19 protein-coding genes and 1 tRNA gene are annotated in these 20,306 nt (G+C 60.9%); 14 read left to right on the top strand and 6 right to left on the bottom strand.

Annotated elements, in window-relative coordinates:
• Window positions 1-1,011 precede the first annotated feature (1,011 nt).
• Window positions 1,012-1,623, bottom strand: coding sequence for a TetR/AcrR family transcriptional regulator (locus APZ15_RS00300; RefSeq protein ID WP_011695111.1), 612 nt, complete (start codon window positions 1,621-1,623; stop codon window positions 1,012-1,014).
• Between the two features lie 43 nt (window positions 1,624-1,666).
• Between APZ15_RS00300 and APZ15_RS00295 the strand changes: the two genes are divergently transcribed.
• From APZ15_RS00295 to APZ15_RS00280, 4 genes are all read left to right on the top strand, one after another.
• Entirely contained in the window at window positions 1,667-2,638 is a 972-nt protein-coding gene (locus APZ15_RS00295; RefSeq protein WP_226153283.1) for an alpha/beta hydrolase, read from the top strand.
• Complete coding sequence (locus APZ15_RS00290; RefSeq protein WP_027786693.1) at window positions 2,625-3,494, top strand: SDR family NAD(P)-dependent oxidoreductase; 870 nt, start codon at window positions 2,625-2,627, stop codon at window positions 3,492-3,494. The genes APZ15_RS00295 and APZ15_RS00290 overlap by 14 nt, the downstream gene beginning before the upstream one ends.
• Window positions 3,495-3,615: 121 nt before the next feature.
• A complete protein-coding gene (locus APZ15_RS00285; protein ID WP_027786694.1) occupies window positions 3,616-4,473 on the top strand; it encodes an SDR family NAD(P)-dependent oxidoreductase in 858 nt (285 codons plus the stop codon).
• A gap of 615 nt (window positions 4,474-5,088) precedes the next feature.
• Window positions 5,089-6,153, top strand: coding sequence for an RDD family protein (locus APZ15_RS00280; RefSeq protein WP_027786695.1), 1,065 nt, complete (start codon window positions 5,089-5,091; stop codon window positions 6,151-6,153).
• Here the strand turns inward: APZ15_RS00280 and APZ15_RS00275 are convergent.
• Together APZ15_RS00275 and APZ15_RS00270 are read right to left on the bottom strand one after the other, a co-directional pair.
• On the bottom strand, window positions 6,150-6,419 hold the full coding sequence (locus APZ15_RS00275; RefSeq protein ID WP_027786696.1) for a hypothetical protein: 270 nt from the start codon (window positions 6,417-6,419) through the stop codon (window positions 6,150-6,152). The two genes, APZ15_RS00280 and APZ15_RS00275, sit on opposite strands and share 4 nt — an antisense overlap.
• Window positions 6,420-6,568: 149 nt before the next feature.
• The gene (locus APZ15_RS00270) at window positions 6,569-7,144 is read right to left on the bottom strand and encodes a recombinase family protein (protein WP_027786697.1); all 576 of its coding nucleotides are present in this window, start codon (window positions 7,142-7,144) and stop codon (window positions 6,569-6,571) included.
• A gap of 813 nt (window positions 7,145-7,957) precedes the next feature.
• Here APZ15_RS00270 and dgt point away from each other — a divergent pair.
• From dgt to APZ15_RS00235, 10 genes are all read left to right on the top strand, one after another.
• On the top strand, window positions 7,958-9,355 hold the full coding sequence (gene dgt / locus APZ15_RS00265) for a dGTP triphosphohydrolase (protein ID WP_027786698.1): 1,398 nt from the start codon (window positions 7,958-7,960) through the stop codon (window positions 9,353-9,355).
• Between the two features lie 271 nt (window positions 9,356-9,626).
• Complete coding sequence (locus tag APZ15_RS38525) at window positions 9,627-10,757, top strand: TIGR02391 family protein (RefSeq protein ID WP_080981919.1); 1,131 nt, start codon at window positions 9,627-9,629, stop codon at window positions 10,755-10,757.
• A gap of 697 nt (window positions 10,758-11,454) precedes the next feature.
• Window positions 11,455-11,766: a helix-turn-helix transcriptional regulator gene (locus APZ15_RS42060; protein ID WP_226127843.1), complete on the top strand. Its 312-nt coding sequence runs from the start codon at window positions 11,455-11,457 to the stop codon at window positions 11,764-11,766.
• The gene (locus APZ15_RS00260) at window positions 11,763-12,287 is read left to right on the top strand and encodes a hypothetical protein (RefSeq protein WP_027786699.1); all 525 of its coding nucleotides are present in this window, start codon (window positions 11,763-11,765) and stop codon (window positions 12,285-12,287) included. Before APZ15_RS42060 ends, APZ15_RS00260 begins: the two co-directional genes overlap by 4 nt.
• Before the next feature lie 327 nt (window positions 12,288-12,614).
• A complete protein-coding gene (locus APZ15_RS40615; RefSeq protein WP_088611342.1) occupies window positions 12,615-12,791 on the top strand; it encodes a hypothetical protein in 177 nt (58 codons plus the stop codon).
• Window positions 12,784-13,086, top strand: a complete 303-nt coding sequence (locus APZ15_RS00255; protein WP_027786700.1) for a hypothetical protein — start codon at window positions 12,784-12,786, stop codon at window positions 13,084-13,086. Before APZ15_RS40615 ends, APZ15_RS00255 begins: the two co-directional genes overlap by 8 nt.
• On the top strand, window positions 13,079-13,291 hold the full coding sequence (locus APZ15_RS00250) for a hypothetical protein (RefSeq protein ID WP_027786701.1): 213 nt from the start codon (window positions 13,079-13,081) through the stop codon (window positions 13,289-13,291). Before APZ15_RS00255 ends, APZ15_RS00250 begins: the two co-directional genes overlap by 8 nt.
• Window positions 13,284-13,631 carry a hypothetical protein gene (locus APZ15_RS00245; RefSeq protein WP_011545898.1) on the top strand — a complete coding sequence of 116 codons (348 nt, stop codon included), beginning with the start codon at window positions 13,284-13,286 and terminating at the stop codon, window positions 13,629-13,631. Before APZ15_RS00250 ends, APZ15_RS00245 begins: the two co-directional genes overlap by 8 nt.
• Window positions 13,632-13,640: 9 nt before the next feature.
• Window positions 13,641-13,967, top strand: coding sequence for a hypothetical protein (locus tag APZ15_RS00240; protein WP_006758149.1), 327 nt, complete (start codon window positions 13,641-13,643; stop codon window positions 13,965-13,967).
• Window positions 13,968-14,094: 127 nt separating this feature from the next.
• Window positions 14,095-16,956 carry a DUF927 domain-containing protein gene (locus APZ15_RS00235; protein WP_027786702.1) on the top strand — a complete coding sequence of 954 codons (2,862 nt, stop codon included), beginning with the start codon at window positions 14,095-14,097 and terminating at the stop codon, window positions 16,954-16,956.
• Window positions 16,957-17,572: 616 nt separating this feature from the next.
• Here the strand turns inward: APZ15_RS00235 and APZ15_RS00230 are convergent.
• The 3 genes from APZ15_RS00230 to APZ15_RS00220 form a co-directional block, all read right to left on the bottom strand.
• The gene (locus tag APZ15_RS00230) at window positions 17,573-18,787 is read right to left on the bottom strand and encodes a tyrosine-type recombinase/integrase (protein ID WP_027786703.1); all 1,215 of its coding nucleotides are present in this window, start codon (window positions 18,785-18,787) and stop codon (window positions 17,573-17,575) included.
• A gap of 172 nt (window positions 18,788-18,959) precedes the next feature.
• Window positions 18,960-19,044, bottom strand: a tRNA-Leu gene (locus APZ15_RS00225).
• Window positions 19,045-19,140: 96 nt separating this feature from the next.
• Window positions 19,141-20,298 carry an ABC transporter substrate-binding protein gene (locus tag APZ15_RS00220; protein ID WP_027786704.1) on the bottom strand — a complete coding sequence of 386 codons (1,158 nt, stop codon included), beginning with the start codon at window positions 20,296-20,298 and terminating at the stop codon, window positions 19,141-19,143.
• Window positions 20,299-20,306 lie beyond the last annotated feature (8 nt).

The raw sequence follows: 20,306 nt of genomic DNA, 5'->3' as shown, positions 1-20,306 counted from the left end.
TCTGGAGATTTGGAGATAGACGGTTGTATCGGCCCGTAAGCCTTGTCTGGTAAGGCTGTGGTTATCTCCAAGTCTATCTCCAAAGTACACATTTTCTTGGAGATAAAGTTGGAGACAGACTGCTGAGCTATGGCGTCCGCACGACGACGTTGAGAGTTGCCCTGCCTTCTGGAACGCTGCGCGCAAAGAATGCCCCGCGCGCCCACACCCCCGAGCCGGCGTTACGCTAGAAAGTTACTTTGCAACCGTCGCATCACGTCAGTGATTGGCACGAGGAAGCGCGGCATAATCGCGACAAGATCGATTCGGGAACTGGCCATGACAAACGCCGCAGTGCTATCGGCAGTGCTTGCCGCGCTCGCGTCCGGCTTATTCGCCCTAGTTGGCGTGGTGATTACGTCGATACTTGCTCAAAAGCGCGACCACACGCATCCGATTGGCGGCAAGTGAAGATAGATCGATACCAGGAATACATTGCCGCGCTGTCTGCGATTGTCTCAGGCCGATCAACACCCCGCTGCGCAGGACCGCTACGCCGACGCGGTGAATGCTTCGACATTGGTCGCATCTCCGACTGTCGTGGATGCCGTCCAAGCGTTTTCAGCGCGAGATCTCTTACCGCAACGCTGAGCGAAGCGATGAGATGTGCATGTCCAGACCTGATCTCTCAGTCGGAGGCAGATCAGGTCGGAGATTGCCTGGACGTCACCTCATCAAGGGCCGTAATCGACCCACTCCAGCTCTTCGACGCTACCTGAATCAACGGCAGCTTGCGAGGTACAACGTCTATTCCCGCCATCGTCCACACCGGCGAAAGTTGGGTCCTTACCTGCGGTTCACGCCTTCGTGATAATCATCCAACTTCCGAGCCGAAGCCCGAAGTGAGATGAGCGAAACTGACCGAAAGGAAACCCTTGGTTTGCGGGCACCTTGGAAGGCCGCCTGACAGCAGACCGGTTGAGAACCGCTTGAAGTTTTTTGTAGTCGCCAGATCTGTCTGGGGTCTACGCGTCAATCGCCCCGCCTCTTGATACCGCCGGTCAACAATGAGATCGCGGTACGCAGTAGATCGTCAATGTGATCGACATCCAGTCGAAGGCTGTCGGGGCGCCACATCAGGCTGAAAATGCCATTCATCATTGCCCACAGCGCAGTCGACGCGTGTTCCGGATCGACATCTGCATCCACCCACCCTTCGTCGATACCTCGGCTGATCAATGCGGCCAATTTGGCGTTTTGCTGTCTGATCAGGGCAGCAATGCGCGCGAGCGCCTCCGGCTCATTCGGTGGTTCGACAAGGATACGGAACTGGTGCGGGCGCTCCTTGGCGAACCGCGCGTAAGCAGCTGCCACACAACGTAGTTTCGTCTCCACATCGCCATCAGATGCATAGGCCGCGTCCATGTACTCGCGGTTTTCTTCCAACGCGCGCTCTGCCACGGCAATGAGCAGCGCGGAACGGCCACCGACACGGTTATAGAGCGTCTGCACTGCGACATCCGCCCGGGTCGCAACCGATTCAGGCGTGACCGCGGCTAGTCCGCCCTCCGTCAGCAAAGTCTCGGCGGCTTGCAGGATCGCCAGGCGGGTCGCGGCAGCCCGACGCTGAGTTCTCGATTCCATACGGGGGTTTACCTCACTGGATGGATCGCATTACAAAGTTAGAATGCGTTACAACATTGGATCGAAATCTATTCTCGCACACCTTGGGGGACACATGGCCGGGCGAAAAAATGTCGAGTTCGTAGCAGGCGGCCGCGGAGAACATTGCCGTGGCTGGCTGTACGAGCCTCGCGGGACGGGCCCGTTTCCTGTCATCGTGATGGCGCACGGGCTGGGTGGAATCAAGGAAATGCGGCTCGATGCCTATGCGCAACGCTTTTGCGCGGAGGGCTACGCGTGCCTCGTGTTCGACTATCGACATTTCGGAGCGAGCGACGGCTCCCCTCGTCAATTGCTCGATATCGATCGGCAACTGGAGGACTGGTCGGGTGCGATCGCTTTTGCACGCGGGAACCGCAATCTCCGGCCGGATCAGGTGGTCCTGTGGGGGACCTCCTTCGGCGGCGGTCATGTGATTCTCTCCGCAGCACGCGACCGAACTATTGCCGCTGCCATCGCGCAATGCCCGTTCACGGACGGGGTCGCGTCGTTGTTCGCGTTGAACTGGCGTAGCGCGCTCAAGGTTACCGCGCTCGCGCTATTGGATGTGCTGCTATCCCTCGTCGGCAGGGCGCCGGTGATGGTGCCGACGGCGGGTCCGCCCGGTTCCGGCGCGTTGATGACCGCACCGGATGCCCTGGATGGCTATCTCGCGCTCGTACCTGACGGTACTGCATTTCGCAATCAGGTCGCAGCACGCTTCGGCCTGAACATCGTTCGGTACCGCCCCGGTCGCAAGGCAGCCGACATTTCCTGCCCGATTCTATTTTGCATTTGCGAAGCCGACTCCGTCGCTCCGGCGGAGCCGACGAAACGGTATGCCAGCCGCGCACCCAAAGGCGAAGTGCGCGCGTATCGGGCAGGCCACTTCGACATCTATGTGGGCAAGGACTTCGAACAGGTGATCGCCGACCAGCTGGCGTTTCTCCGCCGTCACGTTCCAACGAAGCAAGGAGGCGCGCATGTCGACTTATAAGCTGGCGAACAAGGTGGTGGCCATTACCGGTTCCACCGGAGGCCTGGGATCGGCCTTGGCCGAAGCGCTGCACGCACGGGGTGCGCGCCTCGCACTTTTCGACCTGGAGGCAGACAGGCTCGCGGCGCAAACTCGCAGCTTCGGCCGCCCTTCTGACGTTCTTGGCTGGACTGCCGACGTCCGCGATTTCGAAAGCCTCGAAGCCGCAATGGCCAATGCGGCGCATCACTTCGGTCAGGTTGACGTCGTCATCGCCAACGCGGGCATCGACACCATGGCCCCCATGGCCACCCTCGACCCGGCCGCGTTTGATCGTGTCATCGACATCAACCTCAACGGCGTGTGGCGTACGTTCCGTGCCGGCTTGCCATTCGTCCAGCAACAGCGCGGGTACATGCTGGCGATTTCGTCAATGGCCGCGTTTGTACATTCGCCGCTACAGGCGTCCTATACGGCCAGCAAGGCGGGCGTGTGGGCGATGTGCGACAGCATCCGTCTGGAGCTTCGTCATCTGGGTATCGGGGTCGGCAGCGCGCATCCGACGTTCTTCCCGACGCCGCTGATGGACGATGTCGTCGCCGATCCGGCCGGCCGTGCATTGTGGGGAGGCAACGATCGAGGCTTCTGGAAGATGATCCCGCGCGAGCAGGTCGTGCGGGACATCGTGGCAGGCATCGAGCGCCGCGCGGACATGATCGTCGTACCCAAGATCAACACGATCGTGGCCAAGGCGCCCGGCTTCTTCAGGCGCTTCGTCGAACGCGCCGGCTTTCGCGGCGGGGACATTGAACGCGCCATCAGTCTGGCATCGGCAACTGGCTGGAACGATTCGGCCGCGAACGCTCCGGCGAAATGAATGGCAATCGGTGGCCGCGGGAACCGATCGGCTTCGCATGATCTGCGGAGCCGATGACCCGGCATCCATCGCCCCTTGTTTGCGCAGCAATGGAAAACCAATAGCAGAGGAGCAGTACAAAGTGGCTTACGATCTTCAGGAAAAAGTCGTGCTTATCACGGGTGCTGCAGGCGGCATTGGCGCTGCGACCGCGCGTGCGTTGCATGCATGTGGAACACGACTTGTTCTAACCGATGTGACGCAGGCTTCAGTGGACCGCCTCGCCGCGGAGTTTGACTCCGAGCGCACGCTCGCCTTGGCGCTCGATGTCACCGATGCTGCCGCCACCAAGGCGGTCGTGCAACGCGCCGTCGATAGATTCGGTCGCCTCGACATTGCGTTCGCCAATGCTGGCATCTCGTGGCACGATCTACCCGCCACCATGTACAGCTGCGATGAACAGGAGTTCGAGCGAATCGTCGAGGTCGATCTGCTCGGGGTTTGGCGCACGGTCAAGGCCGCATTGCCGGAGATTCTGCGCAATCGAGGCCAGGTCCTGGTCACCTCATCGGCCTACGCATTCGTGAACGGCATGGTGAATGCGCCTTACGCAGCGTCCAAAGCCGCAGTCGAGATGCTCGGGCGTTCACTGCGCGCCGAACTGGGCGGCACCGGGTCCACGGCGAGCGTGCTTTATCCGGGATGGGTGGCGACAGCCATTGCCAAGGTCGGCTTTGGCGGAAATGCGCTAGCGACGAAATTGATTGAAAAAGGGTTTCCTGCACCGTTGCGACGACCGATACAACCGGATGACGTCGCTAAGGCCGTCATAAAAGGGCTGCGAGCCCGCCAACCGCGCATCGTCGTCCCGTTCCGGTGGGCACCGTTTTCGTGGACGCGAGGGTTGTTCAACATCGTGACCGACTGGCATCTCGGGCGACAACATGAAATGCATCAGTTGATGCGTGAGCTCGAGCGCTGTCGAGACCGACAAAGCTAGGGCAAGTTCTGAGCGGTATGTAGAGGGCGCCGGCGATCGGCTTTCCGTTTGAAAGGACGGCTCCTGCGCGCTAGCGAAGGACTCCCGGCGACTGAGACGATCGGATCGCCATCCAAATGGCCGCTTGCAAGTGAGGAACGGACGTCCACGCGTCCGAGTGACTGTACCGGCGACTGACGCCTCATGGCCGAACTCGGCTGGCCGCCGCCCGGCGCAGATCGACCCAGGGCGGCCACTCGTGACTCCACGAAGCGGCCATTCGGCAGCCGGCCCGTATACGTTTTTCAGACGATTTACTTCGCAGAGGCGAGCCAGTAGATTGGTGGTCACAACAATAAGCAAACCACTCTGGGGGACCGCATGAGAGAAACCAAGTGGCCGCTTCGGCTGGCAGTCGTGATATCTGTAGTGTGGGCAGTTGTCGCATACGCCCTTTCCTACGGAGACAGCAGCTTTTCGGGCGCGGCCTTCGCGGTGCTGGGGCTAATTCCGCTGTGTGTCTTTTGGGGCATTGGTTGGGTTCTGGCGGGAGTGTTTCGGCAGCGGGCAGGGCGGGTAGAGGCCGCAACCCCGATCGCAGCCCCGACAGGTCCAGAGCCCGCTGGAGCAATCGCGATGACCGTGATGAAGGGTGCTCCGGACGAGTTGGCGCAGGATTGGGCGCCTTCGACGGTTGCGTCGCCGCTTGCAGGTCCATGGCGTCGGTTTTTTGCCCGTACGCTAGACCTGTACATCTGGTCACTAGTGGTGGGGTTCGTGGTCGGAATCCTGAACGCAAGATTCGGGTGGTCTCTGCTCGCGTTCGCAGACATGCCGTCGTCGTCTCAGGACATGCTCAGTGGAATCCTGATTATCCCGATTGCCATCGTGTGCGACGTTCTGGTCTACGCCGCTTTTGGCAACTCGATAGGCAAGGGCTTGCTTGGCGTTAAGGTGCAGATGCTCGATTGTGCTCCGCTGCCTGCGCGCACGTACGCCGCGCGCAGCGTCGACGTCTGGATTCGAGGCATCGGATTGGGTATCCCAATCGTGGCACTTTTCACCGAACTCGCGAGCTATCGGGCCCTATTGGGCGGCAAGCGCACCAGTTGGGACATTAAGTACGGTTGCCGTGTTTCTCGGGCGCCTCGCAAGTTTGGCCACTATCTCACCGCTTTAGCGTTGTTTTTGGCTTTCATTGCGGCGTTGGGCTACGGGAGGATGGAAGAGCAGCGCCAGAAAGACACTCAGAACCTCCCGCCAGTCAGTTGGCAGAATCCCCTGACCCGTCAAACGGCAACCATTTTGCCAGCAGGCTGGCGGCTGTTGCCTCAGAGCAGCAACCTCCCACCGAACACATGGCTGTATGCCGACGCGACGAATCAGGTGGTTGTTGGCGTAGGCTTTGAGGCTGCGAACGTCGGTCTGGATGAGTATGCCGACGCACTGCTGAAGGGAAATCCCACGCTCGCAGTAATCCGGAACGGCAGCGTCGTTGCGGATGACGCTGGTCAGGTCTGGACTGGAAGCGGCGCAGGTGTGGCGTCAGATTCCACGGAAGCCATAACCGTTCGCGCGCATGTTCTCGCGGCAAACGGAGGATTTTGGCGTGTCTTCGCCGCCGCACCAGCAAGCCACGAGAGCGACATTGCGCTGGAGCCGGGCGTATTCCGTGCAGTCACCCGGACGCTTACGCCCTAAAAGCAGACGAGCTCTGCAATCAGGCGAACGAAAAAGCGGGCGTGCGCTCGCGGAGGCCGAGCTCGAAAGGCTTGGGATATGCCGAGCGCAATCTGCGCAGCATTTCCCTTGTCTCCAGAGGCGTCCACCAGGGTATCGCCCTTGTCGGTGATGCGATCGTCGGCGATCTTGGTGTCCGTGTCGAATGGCGGGTTCTGGCCGAACCGAGCCAGACAACCCGACACTGTTTGCTTGGTCTGGTCCAGTCTTATACAGATGAGAGACATGACGCATCTCTGAGTGCTGCCATTTGGGCAATGCGGACCGATATCCAACCCGGAACCGCGCATGCACCGCCTCGCGCCCTATAAGCTGCTCGCTCCACCACCCAGTGAGCCGGGCTCTAGCAGGGCGTGAGTTGAACGGCGCGCGCCGCTTAGACTGCGTCGCGTACCCGCATGATCGTCTGGCGGCTCGTGCCAAATCGCCGAGCAAGCGCGGCCACGCTTGTCCCCGCGTCCAACTCGCGCAGCACGTCCGCCCGCTGCTCGTCCGACAGGGCGGACGGCCGCCCCATCGCCTTGCCTTCCGCCTTCGCGCGAGCGATACCAGCGTGCGTGCGCTCAATCAACAGATCCCGCTCGAATTCGGCCACCGCGTTCAATACCTGCATCGTCATCCGGCCGGCCGCGCTCGTCAGATCTACGCCGCCCAGGGCGAGACAATGAACCCGGATACCGCGTTCGGCCAATCCCTCGACCGTGGCCCGCACGTCCATCGCATTGCGGCCGAGTCGATCGAGCTTCGTCACGATCAACACGTCGCCTTCTTCCATCTTGACGAGCAACTGCGCAAACCCCGGCCGCTGATCGGCGCTTACGCTCCCCGAAATGCTTTCCGACACAACGCGGCGCTTGTCGACCGAGAAGCCGGCCGCCTCGATCTCTCGTAACTGGTTCGCGGGGGTCTGGTCGGACGTACTGACGCGGGCATAGGCAAAGGTTCGGGACATATCGGGCACTCAATCTGTACGAAATAGATGTCCGAATGTAAGGCAATGTCCAAAACATTTCAACCCTTATTTCCGGACAGGGCAAAATGCCCCTGTCCGCAAGGGATCGGTTTTGGACAGGCTCGTTGGATTGGAGGTCGATTGCCTTCTGGTCGGTCGCTGGGATGGACAGGAAGGTGCCACTATTCGAACGACAACAACCGACTCGTTGCGGTCGTTCGAGGTGTGACACCTCAGCCGCTTTGCAGCGATCGCGGTCGGGAACTTCTTCACTGGACTTCCGATGCTGGCCAATGAACTGCCGTTCGAGCCTCTTGTTCCAACGACCTCCAAGGAGAAAGTCGGTCACGAATGCCGAGGGTTGACGGTATTGGTCCGGCATAGTCCCCTTCGTGCACTGCATTCATGGGGTATCAACCCCTATTTCTGACGTACCAGATTTGCCCCTAATTTCACCATTGGCCGAGACGCTCGGGCTAGCATCCGATTGACGGAAGTATTTTTTAAGAGCAGATTGAACCGATCGCACGAGACCGTGTCTGCGCGTATACTTGCAGCGCAACAACCGGGGATTGACATGACGAAGAAACCCGCCACCACAATGGCTGGCAACGGTGGCTCGCTAGCCTTTCAGTATGCACATACGCTCGTGGCGCAACGCTTGAGTGGTAGCAATCAAGCACAGTCGACACATGGAAAGCGAACCGCGACAAGCGGAACGAAGCAAGCCGTGGCTGCGCAAACGAAAAAGAGCAAGCCTTTGCGCTAAGGATTAACCGACGTAGGAAGCCAAGCTATCGCTTGGCTTTTTTTATGCGAAAAAAACTATACAGCGACGGGGACTATATGCGCCTGAGTGGCGCCAATGGTATGGATTCCGAGAGGGAGCACGGCTGGAGCCCCTTTAGGAAAGACTATGCCCGCTTACTCCATGCTCCGTCGTTCCGGCGACTCCAGGGCAAAACCCAGCTCTTCCCTGGAATGGAGTCGGACTTTTTCCGGAATCGTCTGACTCACTCCTTGGAAGTCGCGCAGATCGCATGTGGAATCGCTGCAACAATCAACGCCAAGTTTGCCAATGAACTCGGTGGCGAAAAAATAGATACCGATTTAGTGCAGTTTGCTGCGATAGCACACGATCTCGGGCATCCGCCGTTTGGGCACAACGGCGAAAAGGCGCTAGATGTCCTGATGCTGAAGCATGGAGGCTTCGAAGGAAACGCCCAAACGCTGAGGATCCTTACGTCTGTCGAGAGAAAGCTCGTGCGCACCCCGGAAGGATTCAGCTCGGAATTCGGGCTGGACATCACGAATCGGGCATTGGCCGCAGTCATTAAGTACGATCACCCGATCGAGGCCCAACGTCCGAAGAACGATGAATTGCAAAAGGGCTACTATTACACGGAAGGAGACATAGTCAGGCGTGTCAAAGGAGCTGTTGCTCCCGGCTATAAGGGCCGCGACTTCAAGACCGTCGAATGCTCGATCATGGATTTAGCCGACGATATCGCATATTCGACTTACGACTTGGAAGATTCGCTTCACGCGAGTTTTGTTTCACCGTTCAGCTTGCAATATGCGCTTCGGACCAATAACGCTCTTCAAGCTGAAGTACTCCGAAAGTGCAACAAAGCACTAGAAAAATCAGGGCACGAAGAACTGGATGGAGCTGCTGAAGCAATTTCGACGCTGGAGCACATCTTCGAAGACCTCGCTAACACTGACTTGGCAACAGCTCAATCTGAGCAGCGCGAACTGCATTTTTGGGCGGCAAACCGCATGCTCAACGAGAGTGGTTTGATGCGCACCAGATTCACTGCTGAAAGAATAGGAAAGCTTCTCGACTCGGTTGAGCTGATTCTGAATCAGGAGTATCCGCAATTATCCTCAGTGCGATTAACGCGAGACGGATTGATCAAGGTTGAAATCCTCAAGCACTTGAACTACGAGTTGGTTATTCGCTCCTCTCGCCTTGCGGTAGTGGAACATCGCGGCCGCGATCTCGTAACGGATATATTTAACGCCCTATGGAAATCCAAAGGTGCGCTCCTCCCAGATGATTGGAAAGAAAGGTACGATTCCGTCGGTTCCAGCAAGCCCAATCGCGCGCGCTTGATTTGCGACTATGTCGCGTGCATGACCGATGCATATGCTGCGGAAGTGCACGATCGCCTATTCGGTCGAGGAGCATCGATGTTCAAACCGCTTTAGCTGGCCACTGAAATGCGTTTCAGGGTGATGTGCGTGCCCAATAGATATCTCCGCCCCGAAGCTCATAATTCCCGCGCGCTGCAAGATACATTGGATCTAACCTCCAAGGGCCGGAGAGCTAGGGCCGCCAAGCGCGCTTTAAACCCGCCTATCAAGCGAAACGGCAGGCAAAGAGGGTGCCATATCAGCGTCGCGGTTTCGAGACCGCATGACCAAGGCGCATAAAACTGCATAACGAAAATTCCCTAAAACAACGAGTGGAAGCGCGAAAATGAACCTTGAGACCAATGTACCGGAGGATTTGTGGGAAGCGGTAAGGGCCAATTACGAGAGAGGAAATTTTACTGGGTCGATTTTAGATGCCTTCTATTTTCTCAGCGAATTGCTTCGTCAAAAGTCGGGCGCAGAGGGAGACGGTGCGTCGCTGGTGGGGCAGGCTCTGGGTGGGGCGGCACCTAAAATCAAGCTCAACAGGTTGCAAAGCGAATCTGAATGGAATGTACAGAAGGGTGTAGAACAACTACTTCGTGGTTTCTATCAAGCATTCCGTAATCCTCGCAGTCATGAAAAAATATCTGACACGGAGAACGATGCGCGTATTTTGATTCTTTTTACCGGATATCTTGTCCGGCAGATCGACAAAGCCAAGTCGCAATTTTCGAGGCATGATTTTATTCGACGCGTCCTAGATCCTGATTTCGTTCCAAATTCGCGATATGCAGAACTCTTGGTGGAAGATGTGCCAGTTGGGCAGCGCCTTGAGGTGTTTTTGGATGCGTATAGAGAAAAGGAGACGGTCAAAGGGGATCATTTGCGTCATTTTTTTAACGCATTGTTGCCCACGCTTACTGTCGATGAGCGGATCCAAGTCGATCAGATTATCTCTGATGAACTAAAGACAACCGACGATGATGCGACGGTTCGTGCGGTGATTGGTTCTTTGGGAGGTGATATCTGGCCACGACTCGCGGAGGTATCGCGTCTGAGAATAGAACATAAACTTGTGCGATCTGTTCAGGAGGGGCGTTTCGACTCGAAACAAAAGGTCTGTCGCAGCGGTGGTCTAGGTACTTGGGCGAGAAATTTGTTCCCTCATTTCACTCTCAAGCGCGAGATGCTCGGTGCGATCACGGATAAACTTCGCTCCGGAAATCGGGCGGAGGAAGATTATGTATTTCAGTATTTGTTCCCGGCCATAGGGGATTTGCATAGTTCGATTCCAGCTACGCTCGATATTGTCTTTAAGACGAGAATTCGAAATGGAAGCGAAAGATTCCATGCGGCACTCACCGTCTATTCTCCATGGGAAAAGGGGGTGTGGAGTAAGGATCTTATTAAATCTGTTGATGAATTTAAGGCTTCACCTGACTTCGACGAGATGGATGACGATATTCCGTTCTAGCGATGGGTGATTTTTTCCTTCGGGCGGAGGGCGAAATTTCATGCGCCGTCTCTTGTGGATCGGTGAGCGACATCCACGGAAATCGACGTACATTCCCAAAAAAGTCGCCTGCACCGAAGTGGCCGACGACTCAGTTCCTGGCACCCTGCAAATAGTCAGGCAGCGCGAGGTGTGCCGGCGTCTATCGGTTTAACGTTCGCTCCACTCTGCTGGTCGAGGAAGTCCCTCCACCATTGCATCATGCGATGCCGCTCCGGCAGATGCTGCGCATCGTTGCTACGCCGTTTCTCGGGAGGAGGGCCGCCATTCGAACTACGGGTTTTAAAGTGACCGAACGACTCTTAATGGCCGAACAGTGACACCATGTATTGCGATCTTAGATAATCCGAGACAAATCTTTTATGGGGGCAGACCTTTCGATATAATGACGGTACTTGTTGGCACCTAATCGAACACGGCTCTAGGAATCAGTGGGCGATGCAAGGGAAAAGGCGGGGAATGCTCAGTCGCTGAGCATATTTCGTCGAGCTGACGAGAGGGTGCCGGGGGATGTGCTACCAACACATCCCGCCGGCGATTTTTTGGCTTGGCTGCCTGTTCCATAATTGGAGGAACAACAAGAGCCACCGCGCCTAGGAAACGCATAGCTCTTGTTAGGACGAATGATACCGCGCACGGCGCGCCGTGCAAAGTAACTTTGCAAGATTACTTTGTGCGTCTTCCGCAAACTTTATTGCGCCCGTACTTTGATAGTACGGCGTGGTTTATTGCTGCCGCTTTCCTCCTTCTTGCGGAACAGGCCATTTCTGAACGGAAAATGGCTCTTAAGATTCTTCGACTTATTGGTGTGCTGGATTGCGTCGGCGTCAAGAAAACAACGCTGTATCGCTGGATTCGCGAAGGCAAGTTTCCAGCACCGGTCCAGTTAGGGGCCAGGAGCGTCGGCTGGCGCGCGACCGACGTCCAGCAATGGCTCGAATCCCGTCAGTCCACACGGGAGCAGGCATGAGCGCGCCCTCCCTTATGATCGATCGAGGCGGCCCGTATGGTCGCGCGATGGGCGCGGCCGTCACGGCGCGCGACGCCGCGTTCGTGCGTTGCCGCGACGCCCGACTCCGCAAGCTCGCAGGAATCCTCGATGACATCGAGGGTTGCTTCTGGAACCGTGGCGACGACACCGGGAAACTCGTAGCGATCGCCGTCACGCTCGCCTCGACGCTCGCGCTCGAAGCCCCGCGCCTGACGACAAAGCAACTTGGCACCGCCTGCGAGAAGTTCGTCCGGGCGATCGCCGCTGCTGAACAGGATTCCGCGAACTATCGTCGTCGGCAGTATCGACAGCTGCGGAAAGCCTATCGTGCGCTTTACAACGACATCGATGCGCAGTGCACGGACGGGACGCGCCGCTTGCAAGTTAGCGCCCTGCTGCGGGGCGTCGCGCTCGGCCAATCACTGGCGCAGGGCAGCTCGCGACTGGATATCGAACAGCTCAAGCTGGCGACCGCCGTGCTCAAGGGGGAGGCCGCCTGATGCTTCCCCAAAGTCGCTTTGCACTAGGCAATACACGACGAGGGGCGTCGCGATTTGCGTCGTCCAGCATCGCGCGGTATTCTGTGCGCGTCGCTGAGACAACAGTGACCCGGTTTGGCGACCGGAGATGCTCCAAGGCGGACAACCGCCTTCGCGCGGTTTTTTTACGTCCGTACACCTTGCGCCTTCTATGGTCGGGCCTTGGTGGGGGTGCGTTCGCGCACGCCGGTTCCCTTGGACGCCGGTTCGCCAACCCTGCCTTGTGCCCGGCCACCCCATTTGGCGATGGGGCCGGGTTCGTCAACCCGTCCAAGGAGGTCGCATTCAATGCGCCAGTCCACGCACGCCCATACCGGGCAGCAATCCCACCTCATTCAATCCATCGTCCGCGCAGCACTGCGCGACGCAGCAACCGCCAGCACGTATCAAGACGCGCTCGACGCAACCGGTGCGGCACTGGCCGCAATCGCGGCGCTCGTACGTGCGGGGGTGCGCCATGGCTGAGCTGCGCTGCAAGATTGGCGATCTGGCGATCGTCACGAAGTGCGACGCTCGCGCTCGCATCGGTATGCTGGTTGAGGTGGCATCGGCTCGTCCGACGCCCGATCACGATTGGCGCGTGCGGATCTTGGGCGGCCCCGTCTCGGGGCGCAGCGTCTGCGGTCGCCGGTCTGGCGACTTCAAGCACGCGGCCGTCTATGACTGGAACCTCACGCCGATTCGCGGCGAAGCGGAGCTGGATTGCACGATCGATGTCGGGCAACTCCTCGCGTCGATTCTGGAGGTGCGCCATGTCTAAATACCGCCTGCCGAACGAAGTCACGATGATCGCCATGTGTGCGGCCCATCAGTTCGCCCAGCTCGAAGCCCTGTTCGATGCTGTCCGTTCGCATCTTGCGGAGGGCACCTACGAGCGCGCGCTCGTCGACATGGGGCAAGGCGTCGCAAGCCGGTATTCGGCCGAAATGCGCCGCACTGCGCAACCGGAGGTGTGCCATGACTGATCAGCGCATCCGAACCGCGGTTATCAACGGATTCGACAACGCACCGCCGCTCGATACCGGCGCTCCGATCGAGCTGCAATTCGCCGTCGACCTGGGCGCGATCTGCGCCGACGCATGGCTCGACCTGAAAGGCGACGTGCGCCTGCACGACTACGCGGCGCATCAAGCCGCTGCGTTTGCGCGCGGCATGGAATCCGCCATGCAGGACGCGGGCGACGTCGACGCGCACCGCGTGACGATCAGCCGCCAAGCGTTCGCGGCCGGCCTGATGGGGCGAGTACAGCAACACCTGTTCGCGGCGCTCGGCCTCGTCACGCGCGAACCGCGCACGACGCACTGAGGGACGGTCATGGCAAAGACGAACAAGAACGCCGTGCAACCGCTCGCGCCGCACTTCGTGGCTGAGGTGAACCGTCCTGACCGCAACCGCATCGGCACACGGATCAGTGACGCCATGGAGCTGCTGGACAGCCTGCATTGGGCGGCCGACAAGGCCATGTCCGATGACGACTACTGGCTTGTGCTAAGCCTGTTCCGCGCGTCCCTGCCGTCGATCGGCGCAGCGCTGGAGGCAGCCAACGACGCCCTTGGCGAGTCGCGGCTCGGCCGCTACGTCTACAGCAACGACGTCACGGCCGGCGGGGCGGTTCTGTCGGTGCCTCGCGCGGCCGGCTAACGTCCCGCCGCTAGGCATCGCCGCATCATTCAATTCTTCGCGCGTCGGGTAGCTGCTTGCCCGATATGGACTACTAATCGGAAGCCGGCCGACGCGCGTCCAGTGGGAACCTATGAGTAACGCACCCATGTCCGAATTCGAGCGGGCGAGAGTCGCGCTCGGCTATGTCCCGCCTGACGACCGCGACACATGGCGTCAGGTGGGGATGGCGCTCAAGGCCGAGTTTGACGAGGAGGGCTTCGCCCTCTGGAACGAATGGAGCCAAGGCGCGCAGAACTACAACGGCAAGGACGCGCGCGATGTGTGGAAGTCGTTCAAGGGCGGCAAGATCACCATCAACACGCTGTTCCACCTCGCCAAGCTTGGCGGCTTCGATCCGCGCGCGCATCGGGCCAAGCCGGTCGATCCAGCGGAGCGCGAGCGGCAGAAGGCCGAACGTGCGGCCCGCGAAGCGGCCGAGCTGGCCGAGCTGATCGAGAAACAGCAAGCCGCGTCTGCGCTCGCTGAATCGATCTGGTCGGCGGCCGAGCCTGCGCCGGCCGATCACCCCTATCTCGTTCGCAAGCGCATTCCGGTCGACGCGCTGCGCGTCTATCGCGGCGGCTTGTGTATCGGCACGGCCGCGTGCGACGGCGCACTGGTCATCCCGGCACGTGACGCGGACGGCAAGCTGTGGACGCTGGAATTCATCCTCACGGACGGCCAGAAACGCTATCTGCCGAACGGCCGCAAGGCCGGCTGCTTCTCGTTGATCAGCGGCCCGCTATCTTCCGCGCCGTCGACGGTACTGATTGGCGAGGGTTACGCCACGTGCGCGACGATCGCGGCCGCGACCGGCTATCCGGCCGCCGTCGCGTTCGACGCCGGCAACCTGCACGCTGTCGCGACGACGCTGCGCGGCCAGTATCCGGACGCCCGGATCGTCGTTTGCGCCGATGACGACCACACGACGAAGGGCAATCCGGGCGTGACGAGGGCCCGCGCGGCGGCGGAGGCCGTCGCCGGCATCGTCGCCGTGCCCGACTTCGGCTCGAATCGTCCAGCGGCCGGCACCGACTTCAACGACCTGGCTGCGCACCTCGGCCCGGATGCGGTGGCCGCCGCCGTGCGCGCTGCGCTCGCGCCGGCCGGCTCGGCAGATCCCGGCAAGGCCAAGGCAGCACTGCCCGCCGCGAAGCCCGCCAAGCGTCCGAAAACGGCCCGCGCGCAGGACGGCAAGTCGCGGTTCGTCGTCGACGACAAGGGCGTGTGGTTTCACGGCTTCAACAATCAGGGCGATCCGCTCCCGCCGCATTGGGTCAGCACGCGGATCGACGTGATCGCGGAGACGCGAAACGAGATGAACAGCGAGTGGGGCTACCTGCTCGAATTCACGGACCGTGACGGCATCCTGAAACGGTGGGCGGTGCCGGCCGGGTTGTTTGCCGGCGACGGTACGGAACTGCGCCGCATGCTGCTCGATATGGGCGTGAAGCTTGGCGTGACGCAGATCGCCCGCACGCAGATCGCGAACTATGTGCAGATGGCGCAGCCGGACGAGCGCGTGCGCTGCGTGCCGCGCGTCGGCTGGCATCACGGCGCGTTCGTGCTGCCCGATCGCGTCATCGGCACCGGCAAAGAGGCGCTGATCTATCAGGCCGACACGCCGATTCAGAGCCAGTTCAAGGAGCGCGGCACGCTGGACGACTGGCAACGCGAGGTTGCTGCCTACTGCGTGGGCAATAGCCGGCTGCTGTTCTGCGTCGCTACCGCCTTCGCTGGTCCGTTGCTGCACTTCTCCGGGCTTCAGTCGGGCGGCTTCCACCTGCTCGGCACGACGTCCAAGGGCAAGTCGACGGGCGGCGTCATCGCCGCATCCGTGTTCGGCTCGCCGGACTACGTGCGGAGCTGGAAGGCAACCGACAATGCGCTCGAAGCCGTCGCCACGCAGCATAGCGACGCGCTGCTGATCCTTGATGAAATCGGGCAGGTCGAGCCGCGCTTGGTTGGAGACGTGATCTACATGCTCGCGAACGAGTCGGGCAAGGCGCGCGCGTCGCGTAGCGGCTCGGCCAAGCCCGTGCTCACGTGGCGACTGCTGTTCCTGTCAAACGGCGAAAAGAGCGTGTCCGCGCTGATGGCCGAGGGCAATAAGCCCATGAAAGGCGGTATCGAGGTGCGCCTGCCCGCGATCCCGGCCGAGGTTGGCGAAATGGGTGTCGTGGAGAGATTGCACGGCTTCCCGACGCCGGCCGCGCTGATCGAGCATCTAGAGCGGCACGCAGGCATGCACTACGGCACGGCCGGCCCCGCGTTTATCGAGTGGGCGTCGTCGCAGGCCGGCGAGCTGGCCGAGCATCTGCGCATGCGCGTCGACGAGCTGGTCGGGCAGTGGGTGCCGGACGGCTCCCATTCGCAGGTCGCGCGCGTCGCTAAGCGGTTCTGCCTCGTCGCGGTGGCCGGCGAGCTGGCGACGGCGCACGGGCTGACCGGCTGGCCGCAGGGCGAAGCGGTCGAGGCCGCACGTCGTTGCTTCGAAGGCTGGCTCGAACTGCGCGGCGGCACGGGCAACTCGGACGAGGCCGAAGCTGTCCGGCAGGTACAGCATTTCCTCGCCGCGCACGGCGACAACCGTTTCGTGTGGATGAACCGGGCGCAGGACGACCATCGGCCGAACGTGCCGCATCGAGCGGGCTTCAAGCAGCACGTGAAGCGCGACGAGCGCCGCACGCCCATCGCCTCCGATCGGGAGTATTACGCCGAGTTCGGCGGCAAGATGAGCGCCGACGATGCCGAAAGCGTCGAGACGGAGTACCTGATCGAAGCAGCCGTGTTCCGCAAAGACGTGTGCGCCGGCTTCGATCACAAGATCGTAGCCAAGGCACTGATGAAGCGGGGTGTGCTGATGCCGCGTAGCGACGGCTATCCGTACCGGCAGGAGTACATTCCCGGTCACGGCAAGTTCATGGTCTATCGCGTACTGCCGTCCATCTTCACGCTTGAGCTGTGAAAGACGCCGCCGCCGTCCGGTAGGGCGGTGGCGGGCATTCCTTTGCGCAGCATTTTGGGCCCGTGCGTCAAAGTTACTTTGAGCGATCCGCTCCAGATGGAACCGGGCCGGCGGCTGCCGTGAATCTTGCCGCAGCCGTAACAATCCAGCCCGGTTTATCTCCAGTATCTCCAGCGTTCTCCAAATCGTTTGGAGACACACGAAGCCTTACCCCATAAGGCTTTGCGGCCGATTCAGGCGTTTATCTCCAAATCTCCAACTCGTTTTGCACTGAGCGGACAGACGTCGACCGACCGTAGCGACCGTGAAGCTATGCGGGGCGCGGCTCTCCGGGATTCGAGAGGCGTCGGCGACGTGTTTTCGAGGGGGGTGTCCGCGATGCGCCCCGATCCGGCATTGTTGCGCCGGCCGCAAGTGTCGGGGTGGCCGGAAAGCGGGGGACCCTGCGTCTAGGGCAAAGACGCGGGGGCTCACACCCGCGTGTTTTTCCTACTCCCGGCGCGCCTAAGGGGGGTCATATTCATACCGACATGCAGGGGACCGACAGTGCGGTGCCAACTCTGAAAAATCGGTGGGAGGTGGGCGGCAAGGGGGTCATACGGGTGGGGGCACGGGTCTATCTTGCCGCCGCGATCGGAATGATTTCCACCCCGGCTTTGATCTTGTCGAGGTAGTCCGCCCACTGTTGCATCATCGAGCGTCGTGCCTTGATGAACTTTGTTCGGTTGTACGCCCGCCCAAGGCTGTCAGGGACCGTATGCGCTAGTTGGTGCTCGATCACTTCCGGCTTTTCCTCCAACTCTTCATGCAGGATCGTCCGTGCCATTGCCCGGAAGCCGTGACCGGTAATCTCGGTGCGAGTGTCGTAGCCGAGCCGACGAAGGGCTGCATTGATAGCGGCCTCGCTCATCGGCCGATTTCGGTCGCGAGCACCGGGGAACACGTAGACGCCTTCGCCAGTCAGGGCGTGAAGCTCGCGCAAAATCGTGACAGCCTGCGCGGCCAGCGGAACAAGGTGATCCGTTTTCGTTTTGTTGACGAAATAGCGCCATTCGCCTTTGTCGAGGTCGAATTGCGCCCATTCTGCCTTCCGCAACTCGCCCGGCCTAACGAACAGCATGGGGGCTAGCTTGAGCGCGCAGAGAACCGGGAACGTGCCTGTGAAGCCGTCGAACGCGCGAAGCATCTCGCCCACTTTCTCCGGCTCAGTGATTGAGGCAAAGTGTGTTGTCTGCGCGGGCGGGATTGCATCTACCAGATCGCGGGCCGGATCGGCCTTGCAGTGCCCCTCTTTGATGCCGTAGCGGAATACCCGGCTAATCTCGCTGCGGATGCGATGGGCGGTAAATCTGGCTCCACGCCCGTCTACGCGCTTCAGCACGACCAGTATTTCCGGGGCGTCGATTTCAGCGATAGGGCGCTTGCCGAGCCATGGGAATACATCGTTCTCCATGCGGGCGAGCGTCTTGGCATGCTGCGCTGGTTCCACGGTCGTCTTGCGCTCGTCCATCCAGCCGCGAGCGACAACCTCAAACGAATGGGCGGCTGCGAGCAGGCTGGCTCTTTTTTCCGCCTTCTTCGCTTCACCCGGATCGATGCCGGCAGCGAGCTTTTCGCGGGCTTCGTCGCGCTTCTTCCGTGCGGTCGCCAATGTAACTTCCGGGTAGACGCCGAGCGAGTAGCGCTTTTCCTTGCCCCCAAATCGGTATTTGAGGCGCCACCACTTGCCCCCGCTCGGGGCGATTTCCAGATAGAGGCCGCCTCCGTCGAACAGGCGCACGGGCTTGTCGGCAGGCTTGGCGTTCCGGATGGCTGTATCGGTTAATGGCACGGGGGCAACTCCTGACAGGTAAGGCAATTTCGGATGGGTTGCCCCCAATGTTGCCCCCGCTTGCCCCCGGCTGTCTACGCACCACACGGCACTTTGCCGGAATGAAAAAACCCGCGAAGCCTTGTGCTGTCGCGGGTTTTGGGACTTCCGGGAATTTCCCGGAACTATGTCATGGTGCCCAGGGCCGGAATCGAACCGGCACGCCTTGCGGCGGGGGATTTTGAGTCCCCTGCGTCTACCAATTTCACCACCTGGGCTTGATCCTGGCCGCGCATGCGATTGTGCGCGGCGAAACGCGGATTATGTCTGAAATCCCGGCGCCGGGCAAGCTGCCCCGGTGCCGGTCGTGCACGTCACTGGCTCAGATAGACGAACCGGCCCTGCTTGACGATCCCCATCACGCTCGCGCGCTGATCGAGCCCCACATGATCCTTGTCGCTGGTATTGACGACGCCGTTCGGCACGACGAGCTCGTGCGCGCGTTCCAGTTCGCGCCGCAGCGCCGTGCGGAACGCGGGCGTGCCGGGCTGAGCGGCCTTCAGCGCGCGGCCGACCGCATCGGCAAGGCGCGGGTACACGCCCGCCGCGTCGCCCGCGAACTGCGTGACCGTGCCGGCGCCGTATTTCGCCTCGTACGCGTCGACGAACGCGAGCGCGGCCTTGCGGGCCGGATGATCGGCCGGCAGCGTGCGCGCGACGACCACCGGCTGGGTCGGGAACAGCGTCCCGTCGACGTCCTTGCCGCCGAGCTTGATGAATTCCGGCGTCGCGATCCCGTGCGTCTGGTAGACCGGGCCCTTGTAGCCGCGCTCGATCAGCGTGCGCTGCGGCAGCACGGCCGGCGTGCCCGAGCCCGCGATCAGGATCGCGTCGGGTTTCGCCGCGATCAGCTTTAATGCCTGACCCGTGACGCTCGCGTCGGTGCGGTTGTAGCGCTCGGTCGCGACGACGCGGATCTTGCGCAGGTCCGCGAAGCGCGTGAACTCGTTCAGCCAGCTGTCGCCGTAGCTGTCCGCGAAGCCGATGAAACCGACCGTCCTCACGCCGTGGTTGGCCATGTAGCGCGTCATCACGTCGGCCATCGCGCGGTCGCTCTGCGCCATCTTGAACGCCCAGGTCCGCGCGCCTTCCTGCGGCTCGACGATCGCGCCGGAGCCGACCAGCGTGATCATCGGCGTCTGCCCGGCCGCGACCGCGTCGAGCGCCGCGAGCGCGGCCGGCGTGATGTTCGGCCCGACCACGACGTCGACGTGATCCTCGTCGACCAGCTTGCGGATGTTGCGCACCGCGGTGCCCGGGTCGGATGCATCGTCGAGCACCGTCACCTGCACCGGCTGCCCGGCGATCGTCTTCGGCCACATCAGGATGGCGTTCTTGCTCGTGATGCCGATCGCGGCGGCCGGGCCGGTCGACGACAGGTCGACGCCGACCTTCAGGTCGGCATGGGCGGCGGCACAGGCGAGCGCGAGCGCGCCGGCGGCGGCGCGGCGCAACAGGGCGGGAAGCGTCATGCGGGATT

It is taken from the genome of Burkholderia cepacia ATCC 25416 (genome assembly GCF_001411495.1).
Taxonomy (GTDB): Bacteria; Pseudomonadota; Gammaproteobacteria; order Burkholderiales; family Burkholderiaceae; genus Burkholderia; species Burkholderia cepacia.
Note: the sequence above shows the minus strand (reverse complement) of the source record. Positions and strands in the feature narration are given on the sequence as shown.

Coding starts and splice junctions, on each gene's coding strand:
- APZ15_RS00300 (WP_011695111.1), bottom strand. CDS start 1,623: ATGGAATCGAGAACTCAGCGTCGGGCTGCCGCGACCCGCCTGGCGATC.
- APZ15_RS00295 (WP_226153283.1), top strand. CDS start 1,667: ATGCGTTACAACATTGGATCGAAATCTATTCTCGCACACCTTGGGGGA.
- APZ15_RS00290 (WP_027786693.1), top strand. CDS start 2,625: ATGTCGACTTATAAGCTGGCGAACAAGGTGGTGGCCATTACCGGTTCC.
- APZ15_RS00280 (WP_027786695.1), top strand. CDS start 5,089: ATGACCGTGATGAAGGGTGCTCCGGACGAGTTGGCGCAGGATTGGGCG.
- APZ15_RS00275 (WP_027786696.1), bottom strand. CDS start 6,419: ATGTCTCTCATCTGTATAAGACTGGACCAGACCAAGCAAACAGTGTCG.
- APZ15_RS00270 (WP_027786697.1), bottom strand. CDS start 7,144: ATGTCCCGAACCTTTGCCTATGCCCGCGTCAGTACGTCCGACCAGACC.
- dgt (WP_027786698.1), top strand. CDS start 7,958: ATGCGAAAAAAACTATACAGCGACGGGGACTATATGCGCCTGAGTGGC.
- APZ15_RS38525 (WP_080981919.1), top strand. CDS start 9,627: ATGAACCTTGAGACCAATGTACCGGAGGATTTGTGGGAAGCGGTAAGG.
- APZ15_RS00260 (WP_027786699.1), top strand. CDS start 11,763: ATGAGCGCGCCCTCCCTTATGATCGATCGAGGCGGCCCGTATGGTCGC.
- APZ15_RS40615 (WP_088611342.1), top strand. CDS start 12,615: ATGCGCCAGTCCACGCACGCCCATACCGGGCAGCAATCCCACCTCATT.
- APZ15_RS00255 (WP_027786700.1), top strand. CDS start 12,784: ATGGCTGAGCTGCGCTGCAAGATTGGCGATCTGGCGATCGTCACGAAG.
- APZ15_RS00250 (WP_027786701.1), top strand. CDS start 13,079: ATGTCTAAATACCGCCTGCCGAACGAAGTCACGATGATCGCCATGTGT.
- APZ15_RS00245 (WP_011545898.1), top strand. CDS start 13,284: ATGACTGATCAGCGCATCCGAACCGCGGTTATCAACGGATTCGACAAC.
- APZ15_RS00240 (WP_006758149.1), top strand. CDS start 13,641: ATGGCAAAGACGAACAAGAACGCCGTGCAACCGCTCGCGCCGCACTTC.
- APZ15_RS00235 (WP_027786702.1), top strand. CDS start 14,095: ATGTCCGAATTCGAGCGGGCGAGAGTCGCGCTCGGCTATGTCCCGCCT.
- APZ15_RS00220 (WP_027786704.1), bottom strand. CDS start 20,298: ATGACGCTTCCCGCCCTGTTGCGCCGCGCCGCCGCCGGCGCGCTCGCG.